20 protein-coding genes and 1 tRNA gene are annotated in these 25,282 nt (G+C 45.9%); 14 read left to right on the top strand and 7 right to left on the bottom strand.

Features of this window, described 5'->3' with window-relative positions:
• The 8 genes from nuoL (at window position 1) to ACYSNS_RS08575 (ending at window position 11,160) form a co-directional block, all read left to right on the top strand.
• Window positions 1–1,965 carry an NADH-quinone oxidoreductase subunit L gene (gene nuoL / locus ACYSNS_RS08610; protein WP_461722728.1) on the top strand — a complete coding sequence of 655 codons (1,965 nt, stop codon included), beginning with the start codon at window positions 1–3 and terminating at the stop codon, window positions 1,963–1,965.
• Entirely contained in the window at window positions 1,965–3,434 is a 1,470-nt protein-coding gene (locus tag ACYSNS_RS08605) for an NADH-quinone oxidoreductase subunit M (protein ID WP_461722727.1), read from the top strand. Before nuoL ends, ACYSNS_RS08605 begins: the two co-directional genes overlap by 1 nt.
• A gap of 16 nt (window positions 3,435–3,450) precedes the next feature.
• On the top strand, window positions 3,451–4,905 hold the full coding sequence (gene nuoN / locus ACYSNS_RS08600) for an NADH-quinone oxidoreductase subunit NuoN (RefSeq protein ID WP_461722726.1): 1,455 nt from the start codon (window positions 3,451–3,453) through the stop codon (window positions 4,903–4,905).
• A 5-nt stretch (window positions 4,906–4,910) separates the two neighbouring features.
• The gene (locus ACYSNS_RS08595; RefSeq protein WP_461722725.1) at window positions 4,911–5,714 is read left to right on the top strand and encodes a biotin--[acetyl-CoA-carboxylase] ligase; all 804 of its coding nucleotides are present in this window, start codon (window positions 4,911–4,913) and stop codon (window positions 5,712–5,714) included.
• Between the two features lie 49 nt (window positions 5,715–5,763).
• Entirely contained in the window at window positions 5,764–7,440 is a 1,677-nt protein-coding gene (locus ACYSNS_RS08590) for a ribonuclease J (protein ID WP_461722856.1), read from the top strand.
• Window positions 7,441–7,874: 434 nt separating this feature from the next.
• Entirely contained in the window at window positions 7,875–9,200 is a 1,326-nt protein-coding gene (gene proS / locus ACYSNS_RS08585) for a proline--tRNA ligase (RefSeq protein ID WP_461722724.1), read from the top strand.
• Window positions 9,200–10,480 carry a lipoprotein-releasing ABC transporter permease subunit gene (locus ACYSNS_RS08580; RefSeq protein WP_461722723.1) on the top strand — a complete coding sequence of 427 codons (1,281 nt, stop codon included), beginning with the start codon at window positions 9,200–9,202 and terminating at the stop codon, window positions 10,478–10,480. Before proS ends, ACYSNS_RS08580 begins: the two co-directional genes overlap by 1 nt.
• Window positions 10,480–11,160, top strand: coding sequence for an ABC transporter ATP-binding protein (locus ACYSNS_RS08575; RefSeq protein ID WP_461722722.1), 681 nt, complete (start codon window positions 10,480–10,482; stop codon window positions 11,158–11,160). Before ACYSNS_RS08580 ends, ACYSNS_RS08575 begins: the two co-directional genes overlap by 1 nt.
• A 50-nt stretch (window positions 11,161–11,210) precedes the next feature.
• On the opposite strand, the gene ACYSNS_RS08570 is transcribed toward ACYSNS_RS08575, so the two are convergent.
• Window positions 11,211–11,525 (bottom strand): AzlD domain-containing protein, encoded by a 315-nt coding sequence (locus tag ACYSNS_RS08570; RefSeq protein WP_461722721.1) that lies wholly within the window; start codon window positions 11,523–11,525, stop codon window positions 11,211–11,213.
• Entirely contained in the window at window positions 11,522–12,244 is a 723-nt protein-coding gene (locus tag ACYSNS_RS08565) for an AzlC family ABC transporter permease (protein ID WP_461722720.1), read from the bottom strand. Before ACYSNS_RS08565 ends, ACYSNS_RS08570 begins: the two co-directional genes overlap by 4 nt.
• A gap of 146 nt (window positions 12,245–12,390) precedes the next feature.
• On the opposite strand from ACYSNS_RS08565, the gene ACYSNS_RS08560 reads away from it, so the two are divergent.
• Window positions 12,391–12,684 carry an FAD assembly factor SdhE gene (locus tag ACYSNS_RS08560; RefSeq protein WP_461722719.1) on the top strand — a complete coding sequence of 98 codons (294 nt, stop codon included), beginning with the start codon at window positions 12,391–12,393 and terminating at the stop codon, window positions 12,682–12,684.
• Between the two features lie 2 nt (window positions 12,685–12,686).
• A complete protein-coding gene (mfd, locus tag ACYSNS_RS08555; protein WP_461722718.1) occupies window positions 12,687–16,181 on the top strand; it encodes a transcription-repair coupling factor in 3,495 nt (1,164 codons plus the stop codon).
• Between the two features lie 152 nt (window positions 16,182–16,333).
• Here mfd and ACYSNS_RS08550 read toward each other — a convergent pair whose 3' ends face one another.
• Together ACYSNS_RS08550 and ACYSNS_RS08545 are read right to left on the bottom strand one after the other, a co-directional pair.
• Window positions 16,334–17,008 (bottom strand): DsbA family oxidoreductase, encoded by a 675-nt coding sequence (locus ACYSNS_RS08550; protein ID WP_461722717.1) that lies wholly within the window; start codon window positions 17,006–17,008, stop codon window positions 16,334–16,336.
• Window positions 17,009–17,021: 13 nt separating this feature from the next.
• Window positions 17,022–18,749 carry an extracellular solute-binding protein gene (locus tag ACYSNS_RS08545; protein ID WP_461722716.1) on the bottom strand — a complete coding sequence of 576 codons (1,728 nt, stop codon included), beginning with the start codon at window positions 18,747–18,749 and terminating at the stop codon, window positions 17,022–17,024.
• 420 nt (window positions 18,750–19,169) lie between these two features.
• On the opposite strand from ACYSNS_RS08545, the gene ACYSNS_RS08540 reads away from it, so the two are divergent.
• Window positions 19,170–19,784 (top strand): invasion associated locus B family protein, encoded by a 615-nt coding sequence (locus ACYSNS_RS08540; protein ID WP_461722715.1) that lies wholly within the window; start codon window positions 19,170–19,172, stop codon window positions 19,782–19,784.
• Between the two features lie 588 nt (window positions 19,785–20,372).
• Here ACYSNS_RS08540 and gpt read toward each other — a convergent pair.
• The 3 genes from gpt to ACYSNS_RS08525 form a co-directional block, all read right to left on the bottom strand.
• Window positions 20,373–20,870: a xanthine phosphoribosyltransferase gene (gene gpt / locus ACYSNS_RS08535; protein WP_461722714.1), complete on the bottom strand. Its 498-nt coding sequence runs from the start codon at window positions 20,868–20,870 to the stop codon at window positions 20,373–20,375.
• 118 nt (window positions 20,871–20,988) lie between these two features.
• On the bottom strand, window positions 20,989–21,747 hold the full coding sequence (locus tag ACYSNS_RS08530) for a competence/damage-inducible protein A (protein ID WP_461722713.1): 759 nt from the start codon (window positions 21,745–21,747) through the stop codon (window positions 20,989–20,991).
• 128 nt (window positions 21,748–21,875) lie between these two features.
• Window positions 21,876–22,112, bottom strand: a complete 237-nt coding sequence (locus ACYSNS_RS08525) for a DUF2171 domain-containing protein (protein ID WP_461722712.1) — start codon at window positions 22,110–22,112, stop codon at window positions 21,876–21,878.
• A 220-nt stretch (window positions 22,113–22,332) separates the two neighbouring features.
• Between ACYSNS_RS08525 and ACYSNS_RS08520 the strand changes: the two genes are divergently transcribed.
• From ACYSNS_RS08520 to ACYSNS_RS08510, 3 genes are all read left to right on the top strand, one after another.
• Window positions 22,333–22,408, top strand: a tRNA-Lys gene (locus ACYSNS_RS08520).
• A gap of 520 nt (window positions 22,409–22,928) precedes the next feature.
• Window positions 22,929–24,059: a septal ring lytic transglycosylase RlpA family protein gene (locus ACYSNS_RS08515; protein WP_461722711.1), complete on the top strand. Its 1,131-nt coding sequence runs from the start codon at window positions 22,929–22,931 to the stop codon at window positions 24,057–24,059.
• A 54-nt stretch (window positions 24,060–24,113) separates the two neighbouring features.
• Window positions 24,114–25,277, top strand: coding sequence for a D-alanyl-D-alanine carboxypeptidase family protein (locus tag ACYSNS_RS08510; protein ID WP_461722710.1), 1,164 nt, complete (start codon window positions 24,114–24,116; stop codon window positions 25,275–25,277).
• The last annotated feature ends 5 nt before the right edge of the window (window positions 25,278–25,282 follow it).

Raw genomic sequence — 25,282 nt, 5'->3', positions numbered from 1 at the left:
ATGTTTTACGCTATTGTCTTCCTTCCGCTTCTGGGGTTTCTTATTGCCGGATTGGGTGGAAAAACTATCGGAGCTCGTGCCGCCGAACTCGTGACCTGTACGTTCATGGTGATCGTTGCGGCGCTTTCCTGGGTAGCCTTTCTTACCATTGCAATGGGAAATGGGGATCCAGTTAATGTGCCTGTCCTCCACTGGCTCACTGTTGGTGGCCTGACATTTGACTGGGCGTTGCATATTGATACGCTTACAGCGGTCATGCTCGTCGTTGTTAATACAGTATCTGCTTTGGTTCACATCTATTCTATCGGATATATGCATCACGATCCGTGTCGTCCGCGTTTCTTTGCTTATCTCTCTTTTTTCACCTTCATGATGTTGATGCTGGTAACAGCAAATAACTTGATACAGATGTTTTTCGGCTGGGAAGGTGTTGGTCTCGCCTCTTACCTGTTGATCGGTTTTTGGTTTCAGCGTCCTTCTGCCAATAAAGCAGCGATGAAAGCCTTCGTAGTCAACAGGATCGGTGATTTTGGCTTTCTGCTGGGCATATTCAGTATTTTCGTTCTGTTTCAATCTGTTAATTTTGATGTTATTTTTGCAAAAGCCGCGGATAATAGTTTTGTTCAGGGTATGACCTTTTTGAACTGGCAGCTGAATGCGCAAACTGCGATAACAGTCACATGTTTGCTTCTCTTTGTCGGCGCCATGGGTAAGTCGGCACAATTCCTTCTTCATACATGGCTCCCTGATGCCATGGAAGGTCCGACACCTGTTTCTGCTCTTATCCATGCTGCAACAATGGTGACAGCGGGTGTATTTATGGTCGCTCGTATGTCGCCGATCTTTGAACTTTCCACAACGGCTCTCACTGTTATTGTCATTGTTGGTGCCACGACCGCATTCTTTGCAGCAACCGTTGGCCTCGTGCAAAATGATATCAAGCGTGTTATCGCCTATTCAACGTGTTCGCAGCTCGGCTACATGTTTGTTGCCTTGGGTGTTGGTGCCTATGGTGCTGGCGTATTCCATCTTTTTACCCACGCTTTCTTCAAAGCGCTACTGTTCCTTGGTGCCGGTTCGGTCATACATGCCGTATCCGATGAGCAGGATATGAGAAAAATGGGCGGCTTACGCAAATATATTCCGACAACCTATTGGATGATGATAGTTGGTACGATTGCCCTTACTGGTGTTGGTATACCCGGCACACTTTTCGGCACAGCAGGATTCTTCTCGAAAGATGCAATTATCGAATCTGCGTTCGCATCGCATAACATCGCCTCAGGCTATGCTTTCTGGCTTCTCGTTATTGCAGCGCTTTTCACGAGTTTTTATTCTTGGCGTCTTATCTTTATGACGTTCCACGGTAAGCCACGTGCGACAGCGGATGTCATGCACCATGTACATGAATCAGCACCCGTCATGCTTGTTCCTCTTTTCATACTTGCGATTGGCGCGCTTTTTGCTGGTGTAATTTTCCAGCCACATTTTTTCGGCGACCTATATGATAGTTTTTGGAAGGGAGCATTATTCACCGGTTCTGAAAACCATATTTTACATGAAACACACGGCGTGCCGCTATGGGTGAAATGGTCTCCATTTATCGTGATGGCTGTAGGCTTTGTACTTGCTTACCTATTCTATATCGTAGCAACTGCGATCCCGAAGGCTTTGGCGAAAGCTTTCCCCTTCGTGTATCGGTTCTTGCTCAACAAATGGTATTTTGACGAACTCTATAACGTCCTGTTTGTTCGTCCCGCCTTTGCAATCGGCCGTTTTCTTTGGAAAGTCGGCGATGGTAAAATCATCGACGGCATGGGGCCAAACGGTATTGCGGCCCGTGTTGTTGATATTACTAACAAGGTGGTTCGCCTGCAGACAGGGTACCTTTATCATTACGCATTTGCGATGCTGATTGGTGTCGCAGCGCTCATCACTTGGATGATGATCGGGAGCTTAAACTGATGACCGACTGGCCAATTCTTTCTACGGTCACATTCTTGCCGCTTGTCGGTGTGGTCTTGATCCTTTTGATCAAAGACGACACCGAAGCAGCCAAGCGCAATATTCGCAATGTGGCACTTTTCACAACGCTGTTTGTCTTTGTTATTTCGCTCGTTATCTGGGCCGGATTTGATAACAGCAATCCCGGCTTCCAGATGGTGGAAAAGCTCAATTGGCTTGGTGGTGGCATTAGCTATCACATGGGCGTTGATGGTATTTCTGTTCTCTTCGTCGTTTTGTCAGCTTTTCTTATGCCATTTTGTATCTTGGCAAGCTGGGAAACCGTAAAGGATCGGCTTAAAGCCTACATGATCGCATTTCTGCTTTTGGAAGTCGCGATTATCGGCGTGTTCTGCGCTTTGGACGCCGTTCTGTTTTACGTCTACTTTGAAGGTAGTTTGATACCGATGTTTATCATCATTGGTGTCTGGGGCGGTCCGCGTCGTGTTTACGCAAGCATAAAATTCTTTTTGTATACATTGCTTGGTTCGGTTCTCATGCTGGTAGCTATTATGGCTATGTATTGGGAATCTGGTACGCTCGATATTCCTACCTTGTTGACGTATCAATTTCCCGCACATATGCAAATTTGGCTTTGGCTGGCATTCTTTGCGTCATTCGCAGTCAAAATGCCGATGTGGCCGGTCCATACATGGTTGCCTGATGCCCACGTCGAAGCACCAACAGCCGGTTCCGTTATCTTGGCAGGCGTATTGTTGAAACTTGGTGGATATGGCTTCATTCGCTTTTCTTTGCCTATGTTTCCTATTGCATCAGCAGAACTTGCGCCCTTCGTGTTTACCCTATCTGTCATCGCGATCATTTACACATCGTTGGTTGCGCTTGTTCAGGAAGACATGAAAAAGCTTATCGCGTATTCTTCTGTTGCGCATATGGGCTATGTCACGATGGGTATTTTTGCTGCCAATGAACAAGGTATCCAGGGTGCGATTTATCAAATGCTTTCGCACGGAATTGTTTCAGCTGCATTGTTTCTATGTGTCGGCGTAATCTATGATCGCCTTCATACACGCGAAATATCGGCTTTTGGCGGCTTGGCCAATAATATGCCTAAATATGCCGTTGTATTCCTTATCTTTACGATGGCAAACGTTGGCTTGCCTGGCACGTCGGGTTTCTTGGGCGAGTTTTTGACACTGATCGGAGTCTTCCAAGTCAATACTTGGGTCGCGCTTTTTGCAACGACTGGGGTTATCCTTTCTGCTGCCTATGCGCTTTATCTTTATCGTCGCGTTGTCTTCGGTACGCTTGATAAGGAAAGCCTCAAAGCGCTTCTCGATCTTTCACCACGTGAGAAATTCATTTTATATCCAATGATTGTTCTTACAATTTTCTTTGGCGTCTATCCCACACCGATCCTTAAAACGACGGCGTCCGCGGTAGAGGCTCTTGTCAACCAGCTGCACTAATAAGAGGCGAACGCCCATGCATACTGATTTAATGGCTCAATTGTCGCTGATATTTCCAGAACTTCTGGTCGCACTGGGCGCTTTGGTGCTGCTCTTGATTGGAGTTTATTCGGGTTCCCGCTCTTATATCACCATTACAGGCCTAGCTATTGCCGTGCTCGTCGCGACGATCATCGTCATTCTTGTCTTTCCTAAGGACGGTTTCTTTTACAATAACGCGCTCATTATTGATCCGTTTAGCCGCTATATGAAGGTTTTGACATTGATCGGAGCGTTGTTTGCGTTGATCATGTCTGTAGGTTTTGCGCGAGCCGAAAAGTTTGACAAGTTTGAGTTTCCGGTTCTTGCACTGCTTGCGACACTTGGCATGATGTTCATGATTTCAGCCGGAAACATGCTATCTTTGTATATGGGCTTGGAGTTGCAATCACTCGCTCTTTACGTTCTGGCTGCTATTAACCGTGATAACGTCAGGTCATCAGAGGCTGGCCTAAAGTATTTTGTGCTGGGCGCACTATCGTCGGGTATGTTGTTATACGGTATTTCGCTGATCTATGGTTTTACAGGACAAATTGGTTTCCGCGAAATCGCAAGTGTTCTTAATGGCGAAGTGCCTCAGCTTGGAATCATCTTCGGAATGGTTTTTGTTCTGGCTGGTCTCGCTTTCAAGATATCGGTAGTGCCATTCCATATGTGGACACCAGATGTCTATGAAGGTGCGCCAACGCCAATCACAGCGTTTTTTGCCGGTGCACCCAAAATTGCGGCAATGGCCCTTATCATCCGGGTGATTGTCGATTCATTTTTGCCACTCGCCGGAAGTCAAGGTGTTATGCCTGCTTGGCAGCAGATTTTGGTTTTTATGTCTATAGCATCAATGATATTAGGCGCCTTTGCAGCCATTGGACAAAGCAATGTGAAAAGGCTCATGGCTTACTCTTCAATCAGTCATATGGGTTATGCTTTGGTTGGTCTGGCGGCCGGTAGTGCTATCGGCGTTCAGGGCGTTATCTTATACATGACAATTTATCTTGCCATGACATTAGGCTCCTTTGCTTTTATTCTCGGCATGCGCACACGTGATGGAAATGTTGAGAATATCTATGACCTTGCCGGATTAGCTCGAACCAATCCATTTATGGCCGTTGTCATGACCATTCAGCTTTTCTCCCTAGCAAGTATTCCTCCTATGGCCGGTTTTTTCGGTAAATGGTATACCTTTTCGGCAGCTGTCCAAGCTGGCTTAACACCATTAGCAATCATTGGTATGGTCGCTTCGGTCGTTGGTGCCTTTTATTATTTACGTATGATTAAAATTATGTGGTTTGATGAAGCGAAGGCAGGTTTCGTTCCTCTTTCCGGCGAACTGAAATTTGTGCTGGCATTGTCGGGCATATTCGTTCTGTTTTATGTTTTCTTCGGCGTATATCTCGCTCCTTTGGCGGAGAATGCTGCAGCATCTTTATTTTAACTAAGATGGAATTTGCTCTTTCGACATTTGCAGAGCAGCTAGGATACAAGGTGGAGTCACGCGATTGCGTTGACTCCACCAATCGTTTAGGGCTGCAACTCGCCTCTGAAGGCAGCAACGGTCATGTATGGATCGTCGCCCGTGAGCAGACGCAAGGACGTGCGCGGCGAGGGCGGGGATGGAACAGTCCGCGAGGAAATCTCTATGCAAGCCTGCTTTTGACTGCAGGAATAGAAGTTGAACGCGCTGCACATCTTGGTTTTGTTGCGGGTGTCAGCATGGCCGAGGCAGTTAATGCGTGTATAAACCAACAAGATAACAAGAGTGATATCGTTCGTCTCAAATGGCCGAATGACATACTGTTGAAAGGAGCAAAGGGCTCAGGAATTCTACTTGAACTTGTGAAGCTTAAAGACGGCCAAAATGCTCTCGTGATTGGTATTGGCATGAATGTTAAACATCATTATGAACAGGCGCCGTACCCAACACAGTCACTCGAGAAGCTCGGGTTCGACGTCGATTGCGCCGTTTTATTCAAAAGTCTTTCACAATTTTGGGCGGCGAATTATTTGCTCTATTGCGGAGAAAATGGGGCTGAGCTTATCCGCCAGAAATGGCTTTCCTTTGCGGCTGGCTTGGGACAAAAGATACACGTGGTTGGCAAGAATGGCACTATAGAAGGCGTTTTTACCGGCCTTGACGATCATTTTAACTGCATTGTTACAGACGACAACCATCATGAAACCAAGATCACTGCTGGTGATGTTCATTTTGGTGCGGTTGCTTCTGTAGGCAGTGCGCTATATTAATGCATACACTAGTAGATGAAAGAATGCAGCAGCATTCCAGGAGACGATGATGGCGGCAGCCGAAGACAATGAATTGATATTCTTACCACTTGGCGGCGTAGGCGAAATTGGTATGAATCTCGGTGTCTATGGTTACGGACCGGAAGATGATCGTGAATGGCTTTTAGTTGATATGGGCGTAAGCTTCGCTGGACCTGAGCTGCCGGGCGCAGATCTTATTTTACCTGATATTCGTTTTTTAGAAAGCGAACGACATAATATACGCGGTTTAGTTATTACACATGCTCACGAAGACCATTATGGAGCGGTGTTGGATTTGTGGCCAAGGTTGAAAGTTCCTGTCTATTGTACCCCTTTTACTGCGGGGCTTCTCGAGAGCAAAAGAGAGTCAGACTTTAAGTCCTATGACATTCCTCTCAATATATTCAAAGCTGGCGAGCGATTTCAAGTAGGGCCATTCGAGGTGGAAGCGGTCGCCGTGAGCCATTCGATTCCAGAGCCCGTTTCGTTGGCGATTAAGACATCGCTTGGCACAGTTATTCATACAGGTGACTGGAAGATTGACCCCGAACCATCACTTGGAGCGGTAACAGATGAAAAACGGTTCCGCGAATTGGGTAGTGCAGGCGTTCTTGCGCTTGTTTGCGATTCAACCAATGCGCTTCGCGAAGGTGTTTCCCCCTCCGAGCGTGAGGTCGGTCAAAGTCTTGCTGATATCATTTCTCAAGCGCCTGGTCGTGTTGCTATCACAACATTTTCATCAAATGTTGGGCGTATTCGGTCGATAGCTTTAGCTGCAAAGGAAACCGGTCGCCAGGTTTTATTGGTGGGGCGGTCGATGAAACGTAGCGTCGCCGTAGCTGGCGATCTAGGTTACATGGAAGGACTCGATCCTTTCATTTCAGAAGAAGATTATGGCTATGTTCCGCGTGAAAATGTCGTCATGGTTTTAACGGGAAGCCAAGGTGAACAAAGAGCTGCTTTGGCAAAATTATCACGTGATGAAATGCGTAGTATCGCGCTATCACCCGGGGACACAGTTATTTATTCTTCGCGCAGTATTCCAGGGAACGAAAAAGCGATCATCGACACGCAAAATCGTCTTATCGATCAGGGCATTCGTATCATAACGGATCATGACGCGCTTGTTCATGTTTCGGGACATCCTAGGCGCAATGAATTGCTGAAGATGTATGAATGGGTTAAACCGGAAATTCTTGTACCGGTTCATGGCGAGGCTGCACATCTTACAGCACAAACAGCTTTGGGACGACAGGCAGGAATAAACACCGTGGCCGAAATAAGAAATGGCGATATGTTACGTCTTGCGCCTGGCCCAGTCGAGGTTATCGATCAAGCGCCTATCGGTCGGATTTACAAGGATGGAAATCTCATAGGTGATGAAGACGAAATGGGGATTACCGAGCGTCGTAAGCTGAGCTACGTAGGGCATGTAGCCGTATCGCTTCTTATGAACGCTAAGCATGATTTGGTCGAAGACCCTGATCTTGTTGCATTCGGGTTACCGGAGACAGACGGTCATGGAGAATTGATAGAAGACTTATTACTTGATGCCATAGAGGCCGCTATAGATAATATCCCGCGGGTAAGACGCAAAGACAACGAACTGATCCGCGAGGCAACACGAAGGGCTGTTCGGTCTGCTGCAAATGAGGTTTGGGGAAAAAAACCTGTCTGCACAGTGTTTTTACATCGATCAAAGTAAATTTGTGCCGGAATCAAGAGAAGGCAAAAAAAAGCAAGGCCCAAGGCCTTGCTGAATATGGATTGCACGCGACGATCTATTCCTTATAAGGTGGCTGCGGATAACCGCGCTCAGATCAATTTCCTCCCAGATTTAACCGCGTAAGGGGCAGTTATATCTGCCCCTGTTTATCATCATAATGCTAATCGAAATATTGGTACTTGTCATTAAAAAAAACATTTTTTGGCACATTTTTGCCACATTAAATTTATGACTAGATAAAAGCATATGGGATTTTATGCGTTCATAAACGTAAAACTTGCACATTTCTGGGCAAAACCGAACCTCTTCATAAACTAGTCCTATTTTCAAGGTCCAATATAGCAGTTATGTTTCATCGACTGTTTTAGAAAGAGCTCCGATTCGACGAGCTATATTAGGGATTTTTATTCTCCATGCGGCTATCTCGTTATTTCCTGCCTATTTTGAAAGAAAATCCAAAGGAAGCAGAAATTGTTTCCCACAGGCTGATGTTGCGATCTGGCATGATTCGTCAACAAGCTTCTGGAATTTATTCTTGGCTTCCAATGGGAAAAAAGGTTCTCGATAAAGTTTGTAAAATTATTAGAGAAGAGCAAAATCGCGCCGGTGCATTGGAAATATGGATGCCGACAGTACAGTCTGCCGATCTCTGGCGTGAAAGCGGACGTTATGATGCCTACGGCCTCGAAATGTTGCGTATTAAAGATCGTCAGGAACGTGAGTTGTTGTATGGTCCGACGAATGAAGAAATGGTAACGGATATTTTCCGTACACATGTTAGGTCTTACAAAGATCTGCCATTAAATCTATACCATATTCAATGGAAATTTCGTGACGAAATCAGACCCAGATTTGGTGTTATGCGTTCGCGTGAGTTTCTTATGAAAGACGCTTATTCATTTAATCTGGACTTCGAGGGTGCAAGAGCGGCTTATAACAGAATGTTTGTCGCCTATCTGAGAACGTTTGCTAGAGCTGGTTTGACAGCCATTCCTATGAGGGCTGACACAGGTCCGATTGGAGGAGATCTCAGCCATGAATTCATCATTTTAGCCGACACGGGTGAAAGTGCGGTTTTTTGTGACAAGCAATTTTTGGATATGCATGTGCCACCTGCGGATGTTAATTTTAACGATGATGCAAAACTCGAAGAAATCGTTACGCAATGGACCACACCATATGCAGCGACAGAAGAGATGCATGATGAGCAACATTGGAAAAGCGTTCCTGACGGAGATAAAGTTTCCGCAAGAGGTATTGAGGTAGGCCATATCTTCCATTTTGGCACAAAATATTCTGAGCCTATGGGCGCCAAGGTTATGGGTGCTGATGGTAAAGAACATGCTGTTTCAATGGGGTCCTACGGTATCGGCCCTTCAAGGCTGGTCGCAGCTGCCATCGAGGCATCACACGACGATAATGGAATTATATGGCCCAAGGCCATCTCACCATTTGATGTCGGTATCATCAATATGAAGCCCGGTGATCAGAAATGTGACGAACTCAGTGAAAAGCTCTATCAATCACTGACAAATGCCGGATTGGATCCTTTGCTTGACGATACGCAAGAACGCGCAGGTTCGAAATTTGCAACGATGGACCTTATCGGGCTTCCTATTCAGGTAACTGTTGGTCCAAAAAGTGCCGCGCAGAACGAGGTTGAGATAAAGGATCGAAAAACCGGTTCTAAAGAAGTTCTTTCTATTGACGCCGCCGTACGTCGCTTAACGGAGCTTTGATGCGCTTGCCTGACAAGATCAGTAGTCGTTTTGGTTTTTCATCTTATGAATGGATGATAGCCTTTCGTTACATGCTTCCTAACCGTAAGCAGATGTTTACGTCTGTGATATCCATCATATCACTGATAGGTATCATGTTGGGTGTGTTTGCACTGATCGTCGTTATGGCAGTGATGAACGGATTTCGGACTGAATTGCTTGACCGTATTTTGGGTATGAACGGACACTTGGTCGTACAGGCGATTGATAGTGACTTTTCAGATTACAACACGATTATCCCTCGTGTTGAGGGCGTTAACGGTGTGAAGTTCGCTCTCCCGGTAGTGGAGGGGCAGGCACTCGCACAAGGTGATATCGGCGGTGGAACGGGTGCTTTGGTTCGCGGCATGCGCAAACAAGATCTTGATAAGCTGACCACCGTAACAAAAAACATCAAATTCGGAACGCTTGATAATTTTGATAAACAGGATGGCGTGGCCATTGGTAGCGGAATGGCCGAAAAGCTTGGTCTTTCGGTTGGTAGCGATATACGCATTATCACACCTGATGGAGACGTCACGCCGTTTGGTGTCAACCCGCGTGTCAAAGCCTATAAAGTTGCGGCGATTTTTTCTGTTGGCATGTCTGAATACGATTCAATCTTTGTGTTTATGCCGCTGAAAGAAGCGCAGGCATTTTTTAATTTAGACAATAAGGTACAGTCGCTGGAATTGTTTTTAGACAATCCCGATGCTGTTGACCAGATAAGCCCAGAAGTTGAAAAAGCCGTTGGGCGTCAAGTCTATATGATTGATTGGCGCACCCGTAATCAGGCGTTTTTCTCGGCATTGCAAGTAGAGCGCAATGTCATGTTTTTCATTCTTTCGCTTATTATTCTCGTAGCTGCACTGAACATCATATCCGGCCTTATCATGCTGGTTAAAGATAAAGGGCACGATATAGCAATATTGCGCACGATGGGTGCGCGACAGAGCGCGGTGATGCGCATATTTATTGCGACCGGCATGGTCATTGGGATCATTGGTACAACCATGGGATTGCTGCTTGGTGTCCTAACATGCGCAAATATCGGCCATATCCAAGATTTCGTATCATGGCTATTCAATGTTGACGTGTTCAATCCGCAGCTTTATTTCCTGACAAAGCTGCCCGCAAGACTGGAATGGGGGCAAACTGCCATGGTAGCCTTCATGGCAATATTCCTTTCGTTTTTAGCAACAATCATTCCAGCATGGCGGGCCGCCAAGCTCGATCCTGTTCAAGCTTTGAGGTATGAATAATGTCGACCGTTTTAGAGCTTGTTGATATAGAGCGGCGATATTTGGATAGTGATAAACCGCTTGTGATTCTGGACAAAGCCAACTTTACGCTCAACAGCGGTCAAACCGTTGCACTCGTAGCGCCTTCAGGCGCCGGGAAATCCACCCTTTTGCATATTGCAGGCTTATTAGAGCGACCAAATGGCGGTGATGTTCTATTGCGTGGCAACATATGTTCCAGTCTTTCCGACAATGATCGGACGGCAATCAGACGGAATGATGTCGGCTTCGTTTATCAATTTCATCATTTATTGCCCGAATTCACGGCATTGGAAAATGTCATGATGCCCCAGATGATCGCCGGGCTAAAAAAGTCGGAGGCAGCAGATAGGGCGCTTAAATTACTAACGTATCTCAGAGTTGGACATCGTGCAAAGCACCGTCCTTCAGAGCTATCAGGTGGTGAACAACAACGCGTAGCTATTGCGCGTGCTGTGGCAAATGCACCGTCAGTGCTTCTTGCAGATGAGCCAACGGGTAATCTGGATCCTGTCACCTCTGCTTACGTTTTTCAGGCACTTTCGGCCCTGGTAAAACAATCAGGTCTTGCCGCGCTTATCGCTACGCATAATCATGCATTGGCAAAACAGATGGATAGACGTATCACGCTCAAGGGCGGTAAAATCATCGAACTTCCTTAGTTGATTCAAAGAGCAAGACAAATACAATAAACTTCTGAATTCATTTGTTTTTATATATTCTGAAAAACAAGATAAGCTAGGATACTTGCGATAACACTCACGAACAGACTACGCGTAAGCATTCCGGCAAAAAATGAAATAAACGCAGCGCATAAGGCTACAGACAAGCCAAAGCTGGTTGTCTGAGGTTTTGCCAATATTTCCGCCGCGATAATCGCTGATAGAACAGCAGCGGGAACGAAATGAAGCCAATGCTTTAGCAATTTTGGAAAAGGCCGATGGGCAAGGAATAGTATCGGAACAATACGGATAAACGCGGTTACGATAGCGGCAACGACAATGCCCCAGCCAACAGTGTCGATCATGATTTTGCTTTCTCCGTCTTTACCAGTAACAGCATACCGAGAGTTGCGGCAATGATAGTTGCAATGATTGTTGCTGGATTAGCACCTAACCAGCCATTGCTAAAGACAGTAACAAACATAGCTATGATGATGACGACAACATCAAGCTTTTTTGTTTGGCTGGCATACCACCCAAGAAGTAACAGACCTATAAACATGCCCACAAGGCTGAAACTTAAGCTGTCGCGCAACCAGTCCGGCAAGGCAGATGCGAACAAACTCCCCAACAAGGTTGCCAAAATCCAATTCAGCCATGCAGTGAGGTTTAAGCCGAATAGCCAGAAGAACGGCAAACTATTATTATTTTGGCGCGCATATTGCGATGCAACCCCAAACGTCTCGTCGGTCATTAGGAAGCCACCGATTAGCTTTTCCACTAAACACGCTTTTGAGAAAAACTGCGACATATAGGTATTGATCAGAAGATAACGCATATTGATAAAAGCCACAGCTAAACCAATCTGTAACAGGCCCGCTCCGGTTGAGATAAGAGAATAGAAGAGAAAATGTGCAGAACCGGCATAAACGAACACACTGAGGCAAACAATTTGCAAGATCGTGAAACCAGACACGGCTCCTATAGCACCACAAGCAAAACCGACAGCCCAGTATCCTAGTAGGGTGGGAAGGCATGCGATCACACCGAGCTTGAAAAGAGCGAAATTATTTGTTGAGGGCATGCGGAAACTCGTAAATATAAAATAAGTGACTTAATCGGATGTGATAGTGATATCAAGCGGACATTCAACACATTGTCAAATCGGCAATTGTTGAAACATCCGTACGAGCACGGTATATCCGATTGATCATAGAGCAGGAGACTATCATGACAGGTTCAAGAGCGGATTGCAGCCGATTGGATACGAGAAGAAGAAAACTGGTATTTCGTGCTTGGCATCGTGGAATTCGCGAAATGGATCTTGTTCTCGGTCAATATGTTGATGCGCATGTGACTACTATGGATGAAGAAACCATTGATCAACTCGAATTCATCATGTCATTTGAAGATCGTGACCTGTTGACATGGGTCACCGGCGAAGTTGCCATACCCAAAGATGTCGATACACCACTTTTTCAAGATATTCTTAATTATCGTAAACGGATGGATTTCAACATATAGCCATGTCCGTTTTTAAAAAAATCACATTTACAGATACGACCACGCGTCACATCCTCTTTGACGGTGTTCCTGACGGTTATGAGCCTTTCATCCTATCTCGTTTGGTACAGGATCTAGGCAACAAAGGCCCCTTAGTCTTTGTTGCCAGAGATGGTCAACGCTTGGATGATCTTAAACAAGCCTTGGAATTCATCGAGCCGCAATTGCCCGTTCTCCAGTTTCCTGCGTGGGACTGTCTACCCTATGACCGTGTTTCACCGAGTTCTGCCATATCTGCGCAAAGAATGGCGGCATTGGCCGACCTTGCCGCGCTCCTAAAAGCACCGCATCCAGCAATAATTCTAACAACTGCCAATGCAGTTATGCAAAAGCTTCCTCCCCGATCATTACTTGACGGACAGCTCCTGAAAGTGCGGCCCGGTCAGACTGTCGATATGGATCGGCTAATCCATCACCTGGAGAGAAATGGATTTGAACGCGTCGCTACGGTGCGGGATGTGGGCGAGTTTGCAGTTCGCGGTGGGATTGTCGACTTGTATGCACCGGGCGGCGACGACCCCATGCGTTTGGATTTTTTCGGCGATACTTTGGAAACAATCCGTGCATTCGATGCAGCAACGCAACGCACTATCGAGACGCGAAAAGAGTTTTCGATGCAGCCGATGAGTGAAATTACACTCACACCGGAATTGATAAGCCAGTTTCGAACCAGCTATATAAAAACTTTCGGAGCAGCCCAACGGGACGATGCGCTTTATGAAGCGATATCACAGGGAAGGCGGTTTTCCGGCATGGAACACTGGTTGCCGCTTTTTTACAGTAAATTGGATAGTTTCTTTGATTACATCGGTGAAATACCGATAGTATTTGAACATTTGGTTGATGAAGCGCTCGTCGAGCGCCGACGACTGATCGAGGATTATTATCAAGCTCGAAAAGAACAGCAAGGCGGTAAAGACACAGCAATGCCTTATCATCCTGTCGAGCCGGATGGCCTCTATTTATCACCGGACAGAGTTTTTGAGCTTGCCAAAAAATGTCGACAAAGAGTGGATTTGACCCCGTTTAATGTCCCAGAATCGTCGGGATATGCTGTCGTTCATAGCAAAACATCACCTGGATATGATTTCGTAGAGGAAAGAAACGCTGAAGATAAGAATTTATTCGAAAGCGTGGTCGATCATATAGCCGAGCTGCGCGCAAGCGGAAGCAAAGTGCTGCTTACAGGCTGGAGCGAAGGTTCTCTTGATCGACTTCTGCAAGTACTCGATGAGCATGGTTTAAAAAAGATTGAGAAAGTCAGTTCATTACACACTGTCAAAGCGACGCCAAGAGATCGTATCACAGCGGGTGTTGTTACGATTGAGCATGGGTTTGTTGCTGAAGATCTCGTCGTTATTGCAGAACAGGATATTCTCGGCGATCGTCTTGTCCGTTCGGCTCGACGTCGCAAACGCAATGCAGATTTCATTTCCGAAGTGACGACATTAAATAGCGGAGACATTGTTGTCCACGTTGATCATGGCATCGGTAAATTTATTGGATTAAAAACGATTACGGCAGCGGGTATTCCACGCGATTGTTTGGAAATCCATTATGCCGGAGACGATCGGCTGTTTCTGCCTGTAGAAAATATTGAGCTACTCTCTCGCTATGGTGGAGAAGGTACAAGCGCCGTACTCGACAAGCTGGGCGGAGTAGCTTGGCAGGCGCGCAAAGCAAAGCTGAAGAAACGACTATTGGAAATTGCGGGTCAACTAATACGCATAGCGGCTGAGCGTGCTATGCGCGGTGCACCTGCATTAACACCGCCTCTCGGACCGTTTGACGAATTTGTAGCCCGTTTTCCTTACGAGGAGACAGAAGACCAGTTGCGGGCAATTGATGCGGTGCTTGATGATTTGGCTGCGGGTAAGCCAATGGATCGGCTTATTTGCGGTGACGTTGGATTTGGAAAAACAGAAGTCGCAATTCGTGCAGCTTTCGTTGCTGCGCTGAATGGATATCAGGTCGCTGTGGTCGTTCCCACAACACTATTGTCACGACAACATTACAAAACGTTTGCTGCGCGCTTTCAGGGCCTACCTATCAAGATCGGACATGCGTCTAGGCTCGTCGGCTCCAAAGAGTTGCAGGGCGTTAAAACCGGTGTCAAAGATGGAACTGTCGATATCGTCATTGGTACGCACGCTTTACTGGGATCATCAATCGACTTTGCGCGACTGGGTCTTTTGATTATAGATGAAGAACAGCACTTTGGCGTAAAACACAAAGAGCGGCTGAAAGACCTGAAAACAGACATACACGTGTTAACACTGTCTGCAACGCCCATTCCGAGAACATTGCAATTGGCGCTCACTGGTGTACGTGAATTGTCTCTCATTACAACGCCGCCAGTCGATCGTATGGCAGTACGTACCTTCATATCGCCGTTCGATCCACTGATTGTACGCGAAACTCTACTGCGTGAGTATTACCGTGGCGGTCAAAGCTTCTATGTTTGTCCACGCATATCCGATCTCAACGACGTTCAGGAATTTTTGCAACAGCATGTACCGGAGCTAAAGGTCACCGCGGCGCATGGCCAAATGCCCCCGGGACAACTTGATGATATCATGAACGCGTTCTATGATGGTCAATATGATGTCCTTCTTTCAACGTCAATTGTTGAATCCGGTTTGGATATCCCATCAGCAAATACACTTATCGTGCATCGCGCCGACATGTTTGGTTTGGCAGCGCTTTACCAATTACGCGGACGGGTAGGGAGGTCAAAGCAACGCGCATACGCATTGTTCACACTGCCAAGTGGAAAAGTCCTCACACCCGGTGCAGACCGTCGTTTGAAGGTATTGCAATCGCTTGATACCTTGGGTGCGGGTTTTCAACTTGCAAGCCATGACATGGATATCCGCGGAGCCGGCAACTTGCTTGGTGAAGAACAATCAGGGCATATTAAAGAAGTTGGCTTCGAACTCTATCAGCAAATGCTGGAAGAGGCGGTTGCGGAGCTTAAAGATGGTTCCCAAGTTGTCAGCAGCCAATGGTCTCCGCAAATATCGTTAGGAACAGCGGTTATGATACCGGAATCCTACGTTCCGGATCTTCCTTTACGTATGGGGCTTTATCGTCGTCTTGCAGAACTTGAGGATCTCAACGAGATTGATGCGTTTGGGGCAGAGTTAATTGACCGATTCGGTCCTATGCCGGTTGAAATTCAGCACTTGCTTAAAGTGGTTTACATCAAGTCTCTATGCCGTTCCGCCAATGTCGAAAAATTGGATGCTGGCCCGAAAGGGGTAGTCATACAATTTAGAGATAATAATTTTGCAAACGGCGTAGGTTTAGTGAAGTGGATAGGCGAGCAAGGCAGCATGGCTAAGATCAGAGCAGATCAAAGCATCGTATTCATTCGTGACTGGCCGAGTGCAGACAAACGTTTAAACGGAGCTGCAACAATCATGACACAGTTGGCAAAACTTGCAAATGCAGGGTAGGGTGACGAAGAACCTCGCTCTATCCGTCTGATACCGTGTTTCTTCGCGGTATAGGAGCTACAATGGAATAGTTGTTTGACAATAGCCCGGTTTATCAAGCGATAATCAGGTAAACATGAAAGTTTTCAAACGCAATGTCTATACGCTGTGGCTCAGCGATCTTCCGCTGTTCCGGGTTCGAAACCGTCTGCTATTTGCTGAATTGCGTCAGCCAGAACTTCGGTTGGCTGCGCTCCCATAATGACAAATTTTTGGTCAAGTATAAAACATGGAACACCACGAACACCAATGTTCGACGCCGTCATGATATCTTGTGTGATCGTATCGCGGTCAATAGCGGTTTGCAAAAGCTTCTCAACAACGTCTGCACGCATGCCAACAGCCGCAGCAGCATCCACTAGCACCGCGTGGTCCCCAATATTTTGGCCTTGTTCGAAATAACGCGAATACAGCTCAGCCACGAGTTTATCCTGGATTCCGTTAGCATCCTGAGATGCCCAATAAACCACCCTATGAGCATCCAAGGTATTGGGCGCAATCTGGATTGCTTCGAAATCAAACATGATTCCATCAATTTCGCCGAGTTCAGACAATGTCTTTTCTGCCTCATCAACGGCGCTCTGACTCCCTAGAATGCTTTTCATATGAAGCTGATAGGGTTTCCCTCCAATAGGCATTTGAGAAGTCAGTTGGAATGGCTTCCAATTTAATTGGGTTTCAACACCTGCGAGGCTGTCAAGCGCTTTGAACAATCGCTTGCGCCCCAGATAGCACCACGGGCAAACGAGATCGGAAACAATATCAATGTAAATGAGTGGCTTAGTCATGGCGTGAGTTCCATTATTCATGCCACCAAGCGGGAAGCCGGTAGCCATAAAGTGATGTGTAATCGGGATGCTTTATGTAGGACCATCGCGCAACCCACTGATAGGGAAGGTGATATAGAGGAAGATAATAATATCCCGAAATGAGTACACGATCCAATGCCCTGACAGAAGCAACAAAATCGTCATTTGAACGGGCGTTAAGCATCGCAGAGATCATCGCGTCAATTGCCGGGTCTGCCGTGCCCGCAAAATTAAAGCTCCCTTCAATATCACGCGATGAAGATGCCCACCTGTTCAACTGTTCATTGCCTGGAGATAGAGACGCTTTTAGCTTTCCAAAAATCATATCGTAATCAAATGATCCAAGACGATTTTGATATTGTGTATCATCTACCGTCCTCACCTCGACATCAACACCAATTCTTGTTAGAGACCTCTGATAGGCGAGAGCAATTTTTTCTTCTTCCAAAGTCTGTGTCATGATTTCAAAGTGCAGCGGTTTGCCATCCGGTGCAATTGCTTTATTGTTTTCACGAGTGAATCCCGCTTCAACGAGTAATTTCCATGCCTCTTGCGCTGATTTTCTATCCATACCCGATGCATCGGTTTTTGCGCTGTGCCAAGTCCCATCCATGACTTCTGGCAAGACAGATTCAGGGAAGGGGGCCAACAGCCGCTTTTCCCGTTCCGATGCAGCGATACCGACCGAAGACAGATTAGAACCCGACCAGAAACCTTCTGTACGGCTATAAACGCCATCGAACAGATTTTGATTAACCCATTCAAAATCGAAAACGAGTGACAAGGCTTGCCGTACGCGCCGATCGGAAAACATCGGGCGTCTTGTATTGAATACAAATCCGATCATGTCCGCCGGCGTACCCTTTTTGATGTTTTCCTTTATAACTCGACCATCTCTGACCGCCGGAAATTCATATGATAATCTCCAGCGATTAGGGTTGGCTGGCTCTTCAATAAAAACATCAAGAATACCCTTTTTAAAAGCCTCAAACCGCGTATTATCATTACGAAAATACTCGATTTGCACAGTTTCAAAATTGTTAAGGCCACGATTAACTGGAAGATGCTTTCCCCAATAATCCGGATTGCGCTTGTAGACAACGCGTTCTCCCGGATCGACCCGCGAAATGACGTATGGCCCACTGCCAGGGATCGGTTTCAACCCATTTTGCTCAAAAGTTTCTGGATCGATCGCATGTTTAGGCAAAATCGGAATACTACTTGCAAGAATCAGCGGAAATTCTCGATCTTTAGACGCAGGAAAACTTAGCTTGACCGTGAGGTCATCAATTTTCTCTACATGTTCAATTCGCTTCATATAACGGTCAAACGGCGGCCTGCCCTTTTCCTTGAGCAGTTCGACCGTAAAAAGCACATCTTCGGCCGTTATCTGTTCACCGTCAGAAAACCGCGCCCGTGGATTAATATGGAAGGTTATTTCTGTGCGCGTGTCATTGAGGTCAACGCGGTCGGCAATGAGACTGTAAAGAGTGAACGGTTCATCCCTTGAGCGCACCATCATGGCCTCATATACAAGCCCGCCGAACTGTTCATCTGCAAAGAGCCCACGAGCGGTCGTTCTAAAGCTGCGGATTACAAAAGGGTTTAATCCGTCAAACGTACCAACCACGCCATAGGTGATCTTTCCATCCTTGGGAGCATCCGGAGAGGCGTAAGGAAAATGGTCAAAATCACCCCTGAGTGCAGGTTCCCCATGCATCGCAATGCCCTCAGCGTAAGCATTTACGAGTTGCACACAGAAAAATACGCACACAGCAGCGAATAATTGTCTGGATATACGGGCAATGTCCATAAACAACCTATCTCTAGAAACAGCGATGATTCGATCATTTTTACCCTATTTAGTGGATTTATGGGCAAGTTTTATGATTTTTCGTATAGATTTTGAATAAACGAATGCCACATTGATAAACCGTAAGTGATTTGCCTTGGCAGGATATCGATGCAATCTGTGATTTGCTTGGCTCGAACGCTGGATTTTTATGCTAATCTTGTGTAAATGCCGCTAAAGGAAGGAAACGTCATTCTGTCGCCTTAATTGCAATTCAGGCACTAAGACAAATTGGATGTTTCCCTTTCGGGATTGTTTTTTTCGTGCATTGAAAGGATTTGCCTGATCATGTCCCATAAAAAGACCTACGCTGCTATTTCAGCATTGGCTGGCGCTGCTGCATTGTTTGTTGCGTCACATGGCACCGCCAATGCACAGGGCATGCCTCAGGGCTGGTATAAAGTGTGCAGCAAGCAACAGGATGTTGATGTTTGCAACACGATGAACACAGTTGTTTCGAACACAGGACAACCGTTGACAGCTGTTAATCTTGTTGAGGTTAAGGGTAAGCAGAATGAAAAACGCATCGGCATTCAGGTTCCGACCGGTCGCTTCATTCCAGAAGGGGTCCACGTTCAAGTTGGTGATGGCCCTGTAAAGAAGATTCCTTACGTAATCTGTAACGGACCTAGCTGTATTGCAAATGACACCTTTGACGACAAGCTCATCAGTGCCATGAAAACAGGCTCGAAATTGACTATTACAACGATCAATTTCCGCGGCGCCCCTAATCCCGTTGAAATCTCACTTGAAGGTTTCACTGCCGCTTATACCGGCCCTGGAATGCAGGAAAAGGATTTTGAAGCTGAACAGATGAAGCTTCAGCAAGCTGTTCAAGCAAAACAGAAAGAAATCGAAGACCGTATGCGTGCGGAACAGGAAAAAGCGAAATCCGGCAATTAATAACCGGATCGTGAAAAAAAGGCCCGAGGGGGCCTTTTTTATTACCTTTTTTGTGAATTTCTCGTTTTTCAGCAGACGAGCCTAGTTGTTTGATCGAATGCAACGCTTGAACGGCTTGTATCGATTTTTCTGCTTAGTTTCTCTCGTCGTTCTATCGCTAACTCTGCCTCAGACTGTAAAACCGGATGAAGCCATCTCGCGGTTTTAGCTTCAAACTGCGCCATATGATCGAAACATAGCGAGATATAACTGCCAATCTATCTTACAAGTATTGCTAATCATGTAGGCGATTTAAATAGCCGCCTTATTATCAGCGCTGTAAGCAGGGGATGGGATACGTGTTTTGCAAAGTCGTAATCTTGGCTTTCAACATAGACTGTTAAAGAGAGACATGACGTCTAAAACGATTCCTGCGATAGACTGATGATATCTGTTTTTTTATGTGAGTATCCGTTGGCCCTATTAGGCCCCTTTTTAGCAAAAATATCGAACGGCTATTCTAAAGGAATGTTTACCGCGATAGTGATCAAGAGAGACATACATCAGCTTCTTATCGCCAAAAAGGATGCATGGCACAGATCAGCGTATTCATCCGGAATGTGATTCAGCGATAGGTTTTTGGAATGTATAGCCCATATCCCACGGGAAATAGATCCAAGTATCCTGACTGACTTCCGTGACAAATGTATCAACCAATGTCCGCCCCTGAGGCTTGGCATACACAGTGGCGAAGTGGGCATTGGGAATCATGTCACGAACGATCTTGGCGGTTTTTCCTGTATCCGTTAGATCGTCGACAACAAGCACACCTTCACCGCCATTTTCCTTCAATTCCTCGCTGATCCCCTTGAGAACCTGCATCTCGGATTGATTGAGGTAATCATGATATGAAGCAATGCAGACTGTTTCTATCATGCGAATACCGAGCTCGCGACAAATAATCGCGGCAGGCACCAAGCCTCCACGCGTAATCGCGACCATAGCACGCCACTCTTTTCGTTGGCCAGCGATACGCCAAGCCAGAGCCCGCGCATCACGATGAAACTGATCCCAGCTTACAGGGAAGGCTTTGTCTGGAAGCGACATGTCAATGCTCCTAACGAGTTTAATTTGCGTTGGCGCGTTTTAAGCTGATTTAGTGAAGAATTACAACATTACAAGCAGACAATACCCAGTTTCATTGCGCATAAATGCTACCGGATCATCATGATGCCAGTTCCATTTCTCCTATCAACGCTTGCACATCAGCAGCAGCGTGTTTGAGTGCTTCAACCGTTCTCGAACGAACTACTATATCGAGCGAAAATACATTTTCATCATAGTGGGGGTAGGAACCAATAATGACGTCCTTATGTGCTTGTTGAATAAGCTGCAATTTCTCAGCAATCGTTCCTTCACCAAACGGGCAGGGGATTGATATAGATTGGTAAGGAGACCCTCTACGGAGATTAGGTAAAACAGTGTTGAACATTGCTCGAAACACTGAAGGAACGCCGGCTAACACATAGACATTGTCTATAACAAATCCGGGCGCAGCCGATACGCTATTTTCTATTAAATTCGAACCTTCGGGCATTCGTGTCATCATACGTCGCGACGCAGTGTATTCCAGTCCTCTGCCTTGATAATATTGGCTCAAAATAGCGTCGGCCCTATCATCAAATATGCATCGGTGTCCAAACGCATGGGATATTGCTTCTGCAGTGATATCATCATGTGTCGGGCCGATACCGCCTGAGGTGAATACATAATCGAAAGCAGAACGCATTTCATTGACGGTTTTAACTATCTTCCCTCTGTCGTCGCCAATGATTCGCACTTCATTAAGATCAATCCCTATTTTGTTAAGCTCTTCAGCGAGAAAACCAATATTTTTGTCTTTTGTTCTACCAGAAAGGAGCTCATCTCCAATCGCGATCATTGCAGCGGTAACAATCACATCATTTTCTGCAGTTGAAGTCATATCTGTCTCCGCTCAACTTCTATCAAAAGATAGGCGACTATAAGCGTATACGACCATTCTGTCATTGCCATAACAAATAAAAAAGGTGGCTGGCGCCACCTTTATCTTGTTTCTCCGTCAGCGAAAATTTAATGCGCATCTTCCAGCGTCACGGCAACATCAGCTTTGGCTGATAGGCGCACTTTTTGATTTTCGATGTCTGCCACGAGATTCAATGGAATATATCGATGCTCTCCCTGGGCTTGTCCATTGTCGGTTTTTGTCAGTTTAATGCGGTCCCCCTCAACTCGATCGACTGTACCAACGTGTACGCCATCCGCACCTATAACTTCAAAATGTTCACCAATTTGCTGCTGTATATTCACGATTACGCTCCTTTTCATGTACTTCAATAATAGAACGCGGCAAATGATGAAAGGATGCGATGGCTCGAAGATAAATCTTTAAAAAACTTAATTATGGCTTCCATTAACCCCAATCAGCTAATTATTTTGCACAATCAAAAATATTTTCTCAAAAGGTGTTGACCAAACGATAAGTCGACCGTATGTTCCGCGCACTTTCAGCAGGAACTAACCTGCAGGAGAGCGCGTAGCTCAGCCGGTAGAGCAACTGACTTTTAATCAGTAGGTCCAGGGTTCGAATCCCTGCGCGCTCACCACATCTTCTCTTAAATCTCTTCCAACATCTCGGTAGTTTTTACAGCAAGCGTTGTTATTTAGATTTTGGTTTTCCTAGTCGGCCTTATGCCAAACGATACACCATCGGCTAAAAATGACGTTCTTCCATATAAAAAACCAAACGATTAAGTTGAGTGAGATTGATTTAAATCTTGCTCAGACGTCAAATGAACGATTCGGAATATGTTATTGCGTATTGCGACAAGAAAATTCTCGTCCATCAACGATCTGATTGTCAAAAGCCGATAGATTTGTGATCATCAAGCTATTCCGCCAACAATTTCTTATCCTCCTATAAACCGGTGTCTTGCGCGTTAACGATATTGCTAAAAATGGTGGCGATTCCCATTTACCAATCTTAAATGTTTCTTAATGTTATGTTAATTGAACAAGCATGGCGTGTGGATTGAGTTATGTTCCGCACACATTGAAATTGCACGTAAGCTCTACAGGGTAAGCCATCTCGTTTTTTCGTGATGGGAAAATCAAGCGGACTGACTGATGCCTTTACGGACTAAACAGTATAAACACATATTGAAGCAAAAAATCATTCCTGGTTTGTTGTTTACTTTTTCTGCAATAGCACTTTCGGCTTGTGCCAACAGTGCGAAAGATGTGGCAAACAGCCTTGTTAAAAAAACCAATGTTGATAGCGCGCGTGAATATGGCGCTATACCGATACCTAAACCCGCTATGACAAAAACATCCGACGTCGTACGCGGGGGCGGACGGGCCATTGTCGGCACGCCCTATCGTGTTAGGGGAAAATGGTATTATCCTAAAGAAGAACACGGTTATCAAAAAATCGGCCGCGCATCTTGGTACGGTTCTACATTTCATGGCAGGTTAACCGCCAATGGCGAAACCTATGACATGCATCATCTAACAGCCGCCCATCCAACAATGCCACTACCAAGTTACGCACGTGTGACGAATTTGGAAAATGGCTCTTCCGTCATTGTAAGGGTAAATGATCGGGGACCTTATGCAAAGGATCGTATCATTGATCTATCAAAACAAGCAGCCAAAATGTTGGATTATAAGGATAGCGGGACTGCGAATGTTAAAGTCGAATACGTTGGAAAAGCGCCGGTAGAAGGAAATGATGACGCCTATCTCATGGCCTCTTATAAGCCCGGCGGCAACGCTTCTGACGTTTTGCTTGCTATGTCCGAGATAAAACGTGGTTCTGAGAGTGAGCGTACAGCAGAGGCCTTCAGCGGAGTTGTCAATACGGCGACTGACACAGCTATTCCCAACCTACCTCAGGTCGGACCGGTATTGACAGAAAAACCGCAGGCGCCACAATGGGCTGCCTATGCAGAAGAAAAAACAAACCCCACAGTATTTGAGCGGTTCAATACTGCTTTATCACCAGCGACAGAACATTATTCCAATGATGACGAGATCCAAGCAATAGAGTTAGGCTCTTTTACAGACAAGAGCAAAGTTGCAATTCTTTGTAGCCGTTTACAAAATGCAGGTTCTGTTTCCGTAGAAAAAACAACGGATGAACAACTGGGGTCTTCTTATCACTTAAAGCTGACAGGTTTCACCAATCCCGATGATGCACTTCGTTTAGCTTGGGCTTCCGGCGCTACAGATGCGTTTCTTGTACGAAGCACTGAATAAGCACTTGTTTGTTTTGTTTGTTTGTGATGATAAATCCAATATCGGAGATTTGTCATGCGCTCGCTCATTACCCATCTAATTATTCTGTTGATTTATGGATTGTCAGCAACGACGCTATCAGCTCAAACATTCCAGACACCAGCACCGCAAGCATTGTTATTAGATGGTGAAACTGGCGCCGTGCTTTACGAAAAAGATGCGTCCAATCGCTTTGAACCTGCTTCTTTGGCAAAACTGATGACGGCAGAGGTTATCTTTCATCTCATCCAGAAAGATCAATTGACCGCACAACAAACATTCACCGTTAGCAATTACGCCTGGCGGACCGGTGGCGCGCCATCAAGAACATCGACGATGTTTGCTGCTTTAAATAGCAGCATCAGTGTGCAGGATTTGCTACGCGGTATGATTGTCGTCAATGGAAATGACGCTGCAATTGTATTGGCAGAAGGCGTAGCGGGTAGCGAGAATCAATTTGCCAAATTGATGAATGAACGTGCGAAAGAGATCGGATTGACTGACAGCCATTTTGTTAATGCCACAGGTCTTCCAGCCGAGGGGCAGTATACGACAGCACTTGATATGGCGAAATTATCACGACACATCGCACTGACCTATCCGGAGATGTATACAATCTATCGAGAGCCCGCGATTACGTGGAGCAAGATATTTCAACGCAATAAAAATCCACTTATGAATCTGGATATCGGTGCAGAGGGCCTTGCACTTGGGTTCAGCGAACGTTCGGGATTTTCTATAGCTGCGGCTGTTAAAAAAAATAACAGGCAGTTATTTCTGGTACTGAATGGCTCCAAAAAAGATAAAGATCGAACGAGCGAATCCGTACGGCTCATTAATTGGGGCCTGACAGGTTTTGACCGAAAACTCGTTTATGACACGGGTGATGTTATAGGTTATGCTCGCGTATTTGGTGGTCAATCCACGCATGTACCTGTTATTGTTAAATCACCGGTTGGTATTATGCTTGCAAATGAAAAAGCGCCTGTTATCAGGGCAAAAATCGTCTATCATGGTCCACTGGATGCTCCGATAAAAAGCGATACCAAGATTGGTATGTTGCAGATTTTAGCGGGCAAAAATGTCTTGGTTCAAAGCGCAGTCTATACCGCAGCTGATGTTTCTGAAACAGGTTTGGCAGGCAAGACGCAAGATGCTTTGTATGAACTGACCGTGGGCTGGCTGCGTCAATACTTTTGAAGTGA

This window comes from Bartonella sp. LJL80 (genome assembly GCF_054871565.1).
Note: the sequence above shows the minus strand (reverse complement) of the source record. Positions and strands in the feature narration are given on the sequence as shown.

Coding starts and splice junctions, on each gene's coding strand:
- nuoL (WP_461722728.1), top strand. CDS start 1: ATGTTTTACGCTATTGTCTTCCTTCCGCTTCTGGGGTTTCTTATTGCC.
- ACYSNS_RS08605 (WP_461722727.1), top strand. CDS start 1,965: ATGACCGACTGGCCAATTCTTTCTACGGTCACATTCTTGCCGCTTGTC.
- nuoN (WP_461722726.1), top strand. CDS start 3,451: ATGCATACTGATTTAATGGCTCAATTGTCGCTGATATTTCCAGAACTT.
- ACYSNS_RS08595 (WP_461722725.1), top strand. CDS start 4,911: ATGGAATTTGCTCTTTCGACATTTGCAGAGCAGCTAGGATACAAGGTG.
- ACYSNS_RS08590 (WP_461722856.1), top strand. CDS start 5,764: ATGGCGGCAGCCGAAGACAATGAATTGATATTCTTACCACTTGGCGGC.
- proS (WP_461722724.1), top strand. CDS start 7,875: ATGCGGCTATCTCGTTATTTCCTGCCTATTTTGAAAGAAAATCCAAAG.
- ACYSNS_RS08580 (WP_461722723.1), top strand. CDS start 9,200: ATGCGCTTGCCTGACAAGATCAGTAGTCGTTTTGGTTTTTCATCTTAT.
- ACYSNS_RS08575 (WP_461722722.1), top strand. CDS start 10,480: ATGTCGACCGTTTTAGAGCTTGTTGATATAGAGCGGCGATATTTGGAT.
- ACYSNS_RS08570 (WP_461722721.1), bottom strand. CDS start 11,525: ATGATCGACACTGTTGGCTGGGGCATTGTCGTTGCCGCTATCGTAACC.
- ACYSNS_RS08565 (WP_461722720.1), bottom strand. CDS start 12,244: ATGCCCTCAACAAATAATTTCGCTCTTTTCAAGCTCGGTGTGATCGCA.
- ACYSNS_RS08560 (WP_461722719.1), top strand. CDS start 12,391: ATGACAGGTTCAAGAGCGGATTGCAGCCGATTGGATACGAGAAGAAGA.
- mfd (WP_461722718.1), top strand. CDS start 12,687: ATGTCCGTTTTTAAAAAAATCACATTTACAGATACGACCACGCGTCAC.
- ACYSNS_RS08550 (WP_461722717.1), bottom strand. CDS start 17,008: ATGACTAAGCCACTCATTTACATTGATATTGTTTCCGATCTCGTTTGC.
- ACYSNS_RS08545 (WP_461722716.1), bottom strand. CDS start 18,749: ATGCATGGGGAACCTGCACTCAGGGGTGATTTTGACCATTTTCCTTAC.
- ACYSNS_RS08540 (WP_461722715.1), top strand. CDS start 19,170: ATGTCCCATAAAAAGACCTACGCTGCTATTTCAGCATTGGCTGGCGCT.
- gpt (WP_461722714.1), bottom strand. CDS start 20,870: ATGTCGCTTCCAGACAAAGCCTTCCCTGTAAGCTGGGATCAGTTTCAT.
- ACYSNS_RS08530 (WP_461722713.1), bottom strand. CDS start 21,747: ATGACTTCAACTGCAGAAAATGATGTGATTGTTACCGCTGCAATGATC.
- ACYSNS_RS08515 (WP_461722711.1), top strand. CDS start 22,929: ATGCCTTTACGGACTAAACAGTATAAACACATATTGAAGCAAAAAATC.
- ACYSNS_RS08510 (WP_461722710.1), top strand. CDS start 24,114: ATGCGCTCGCTCATTACCCATCTAATTATTCTGTTGATTTATGGATTG.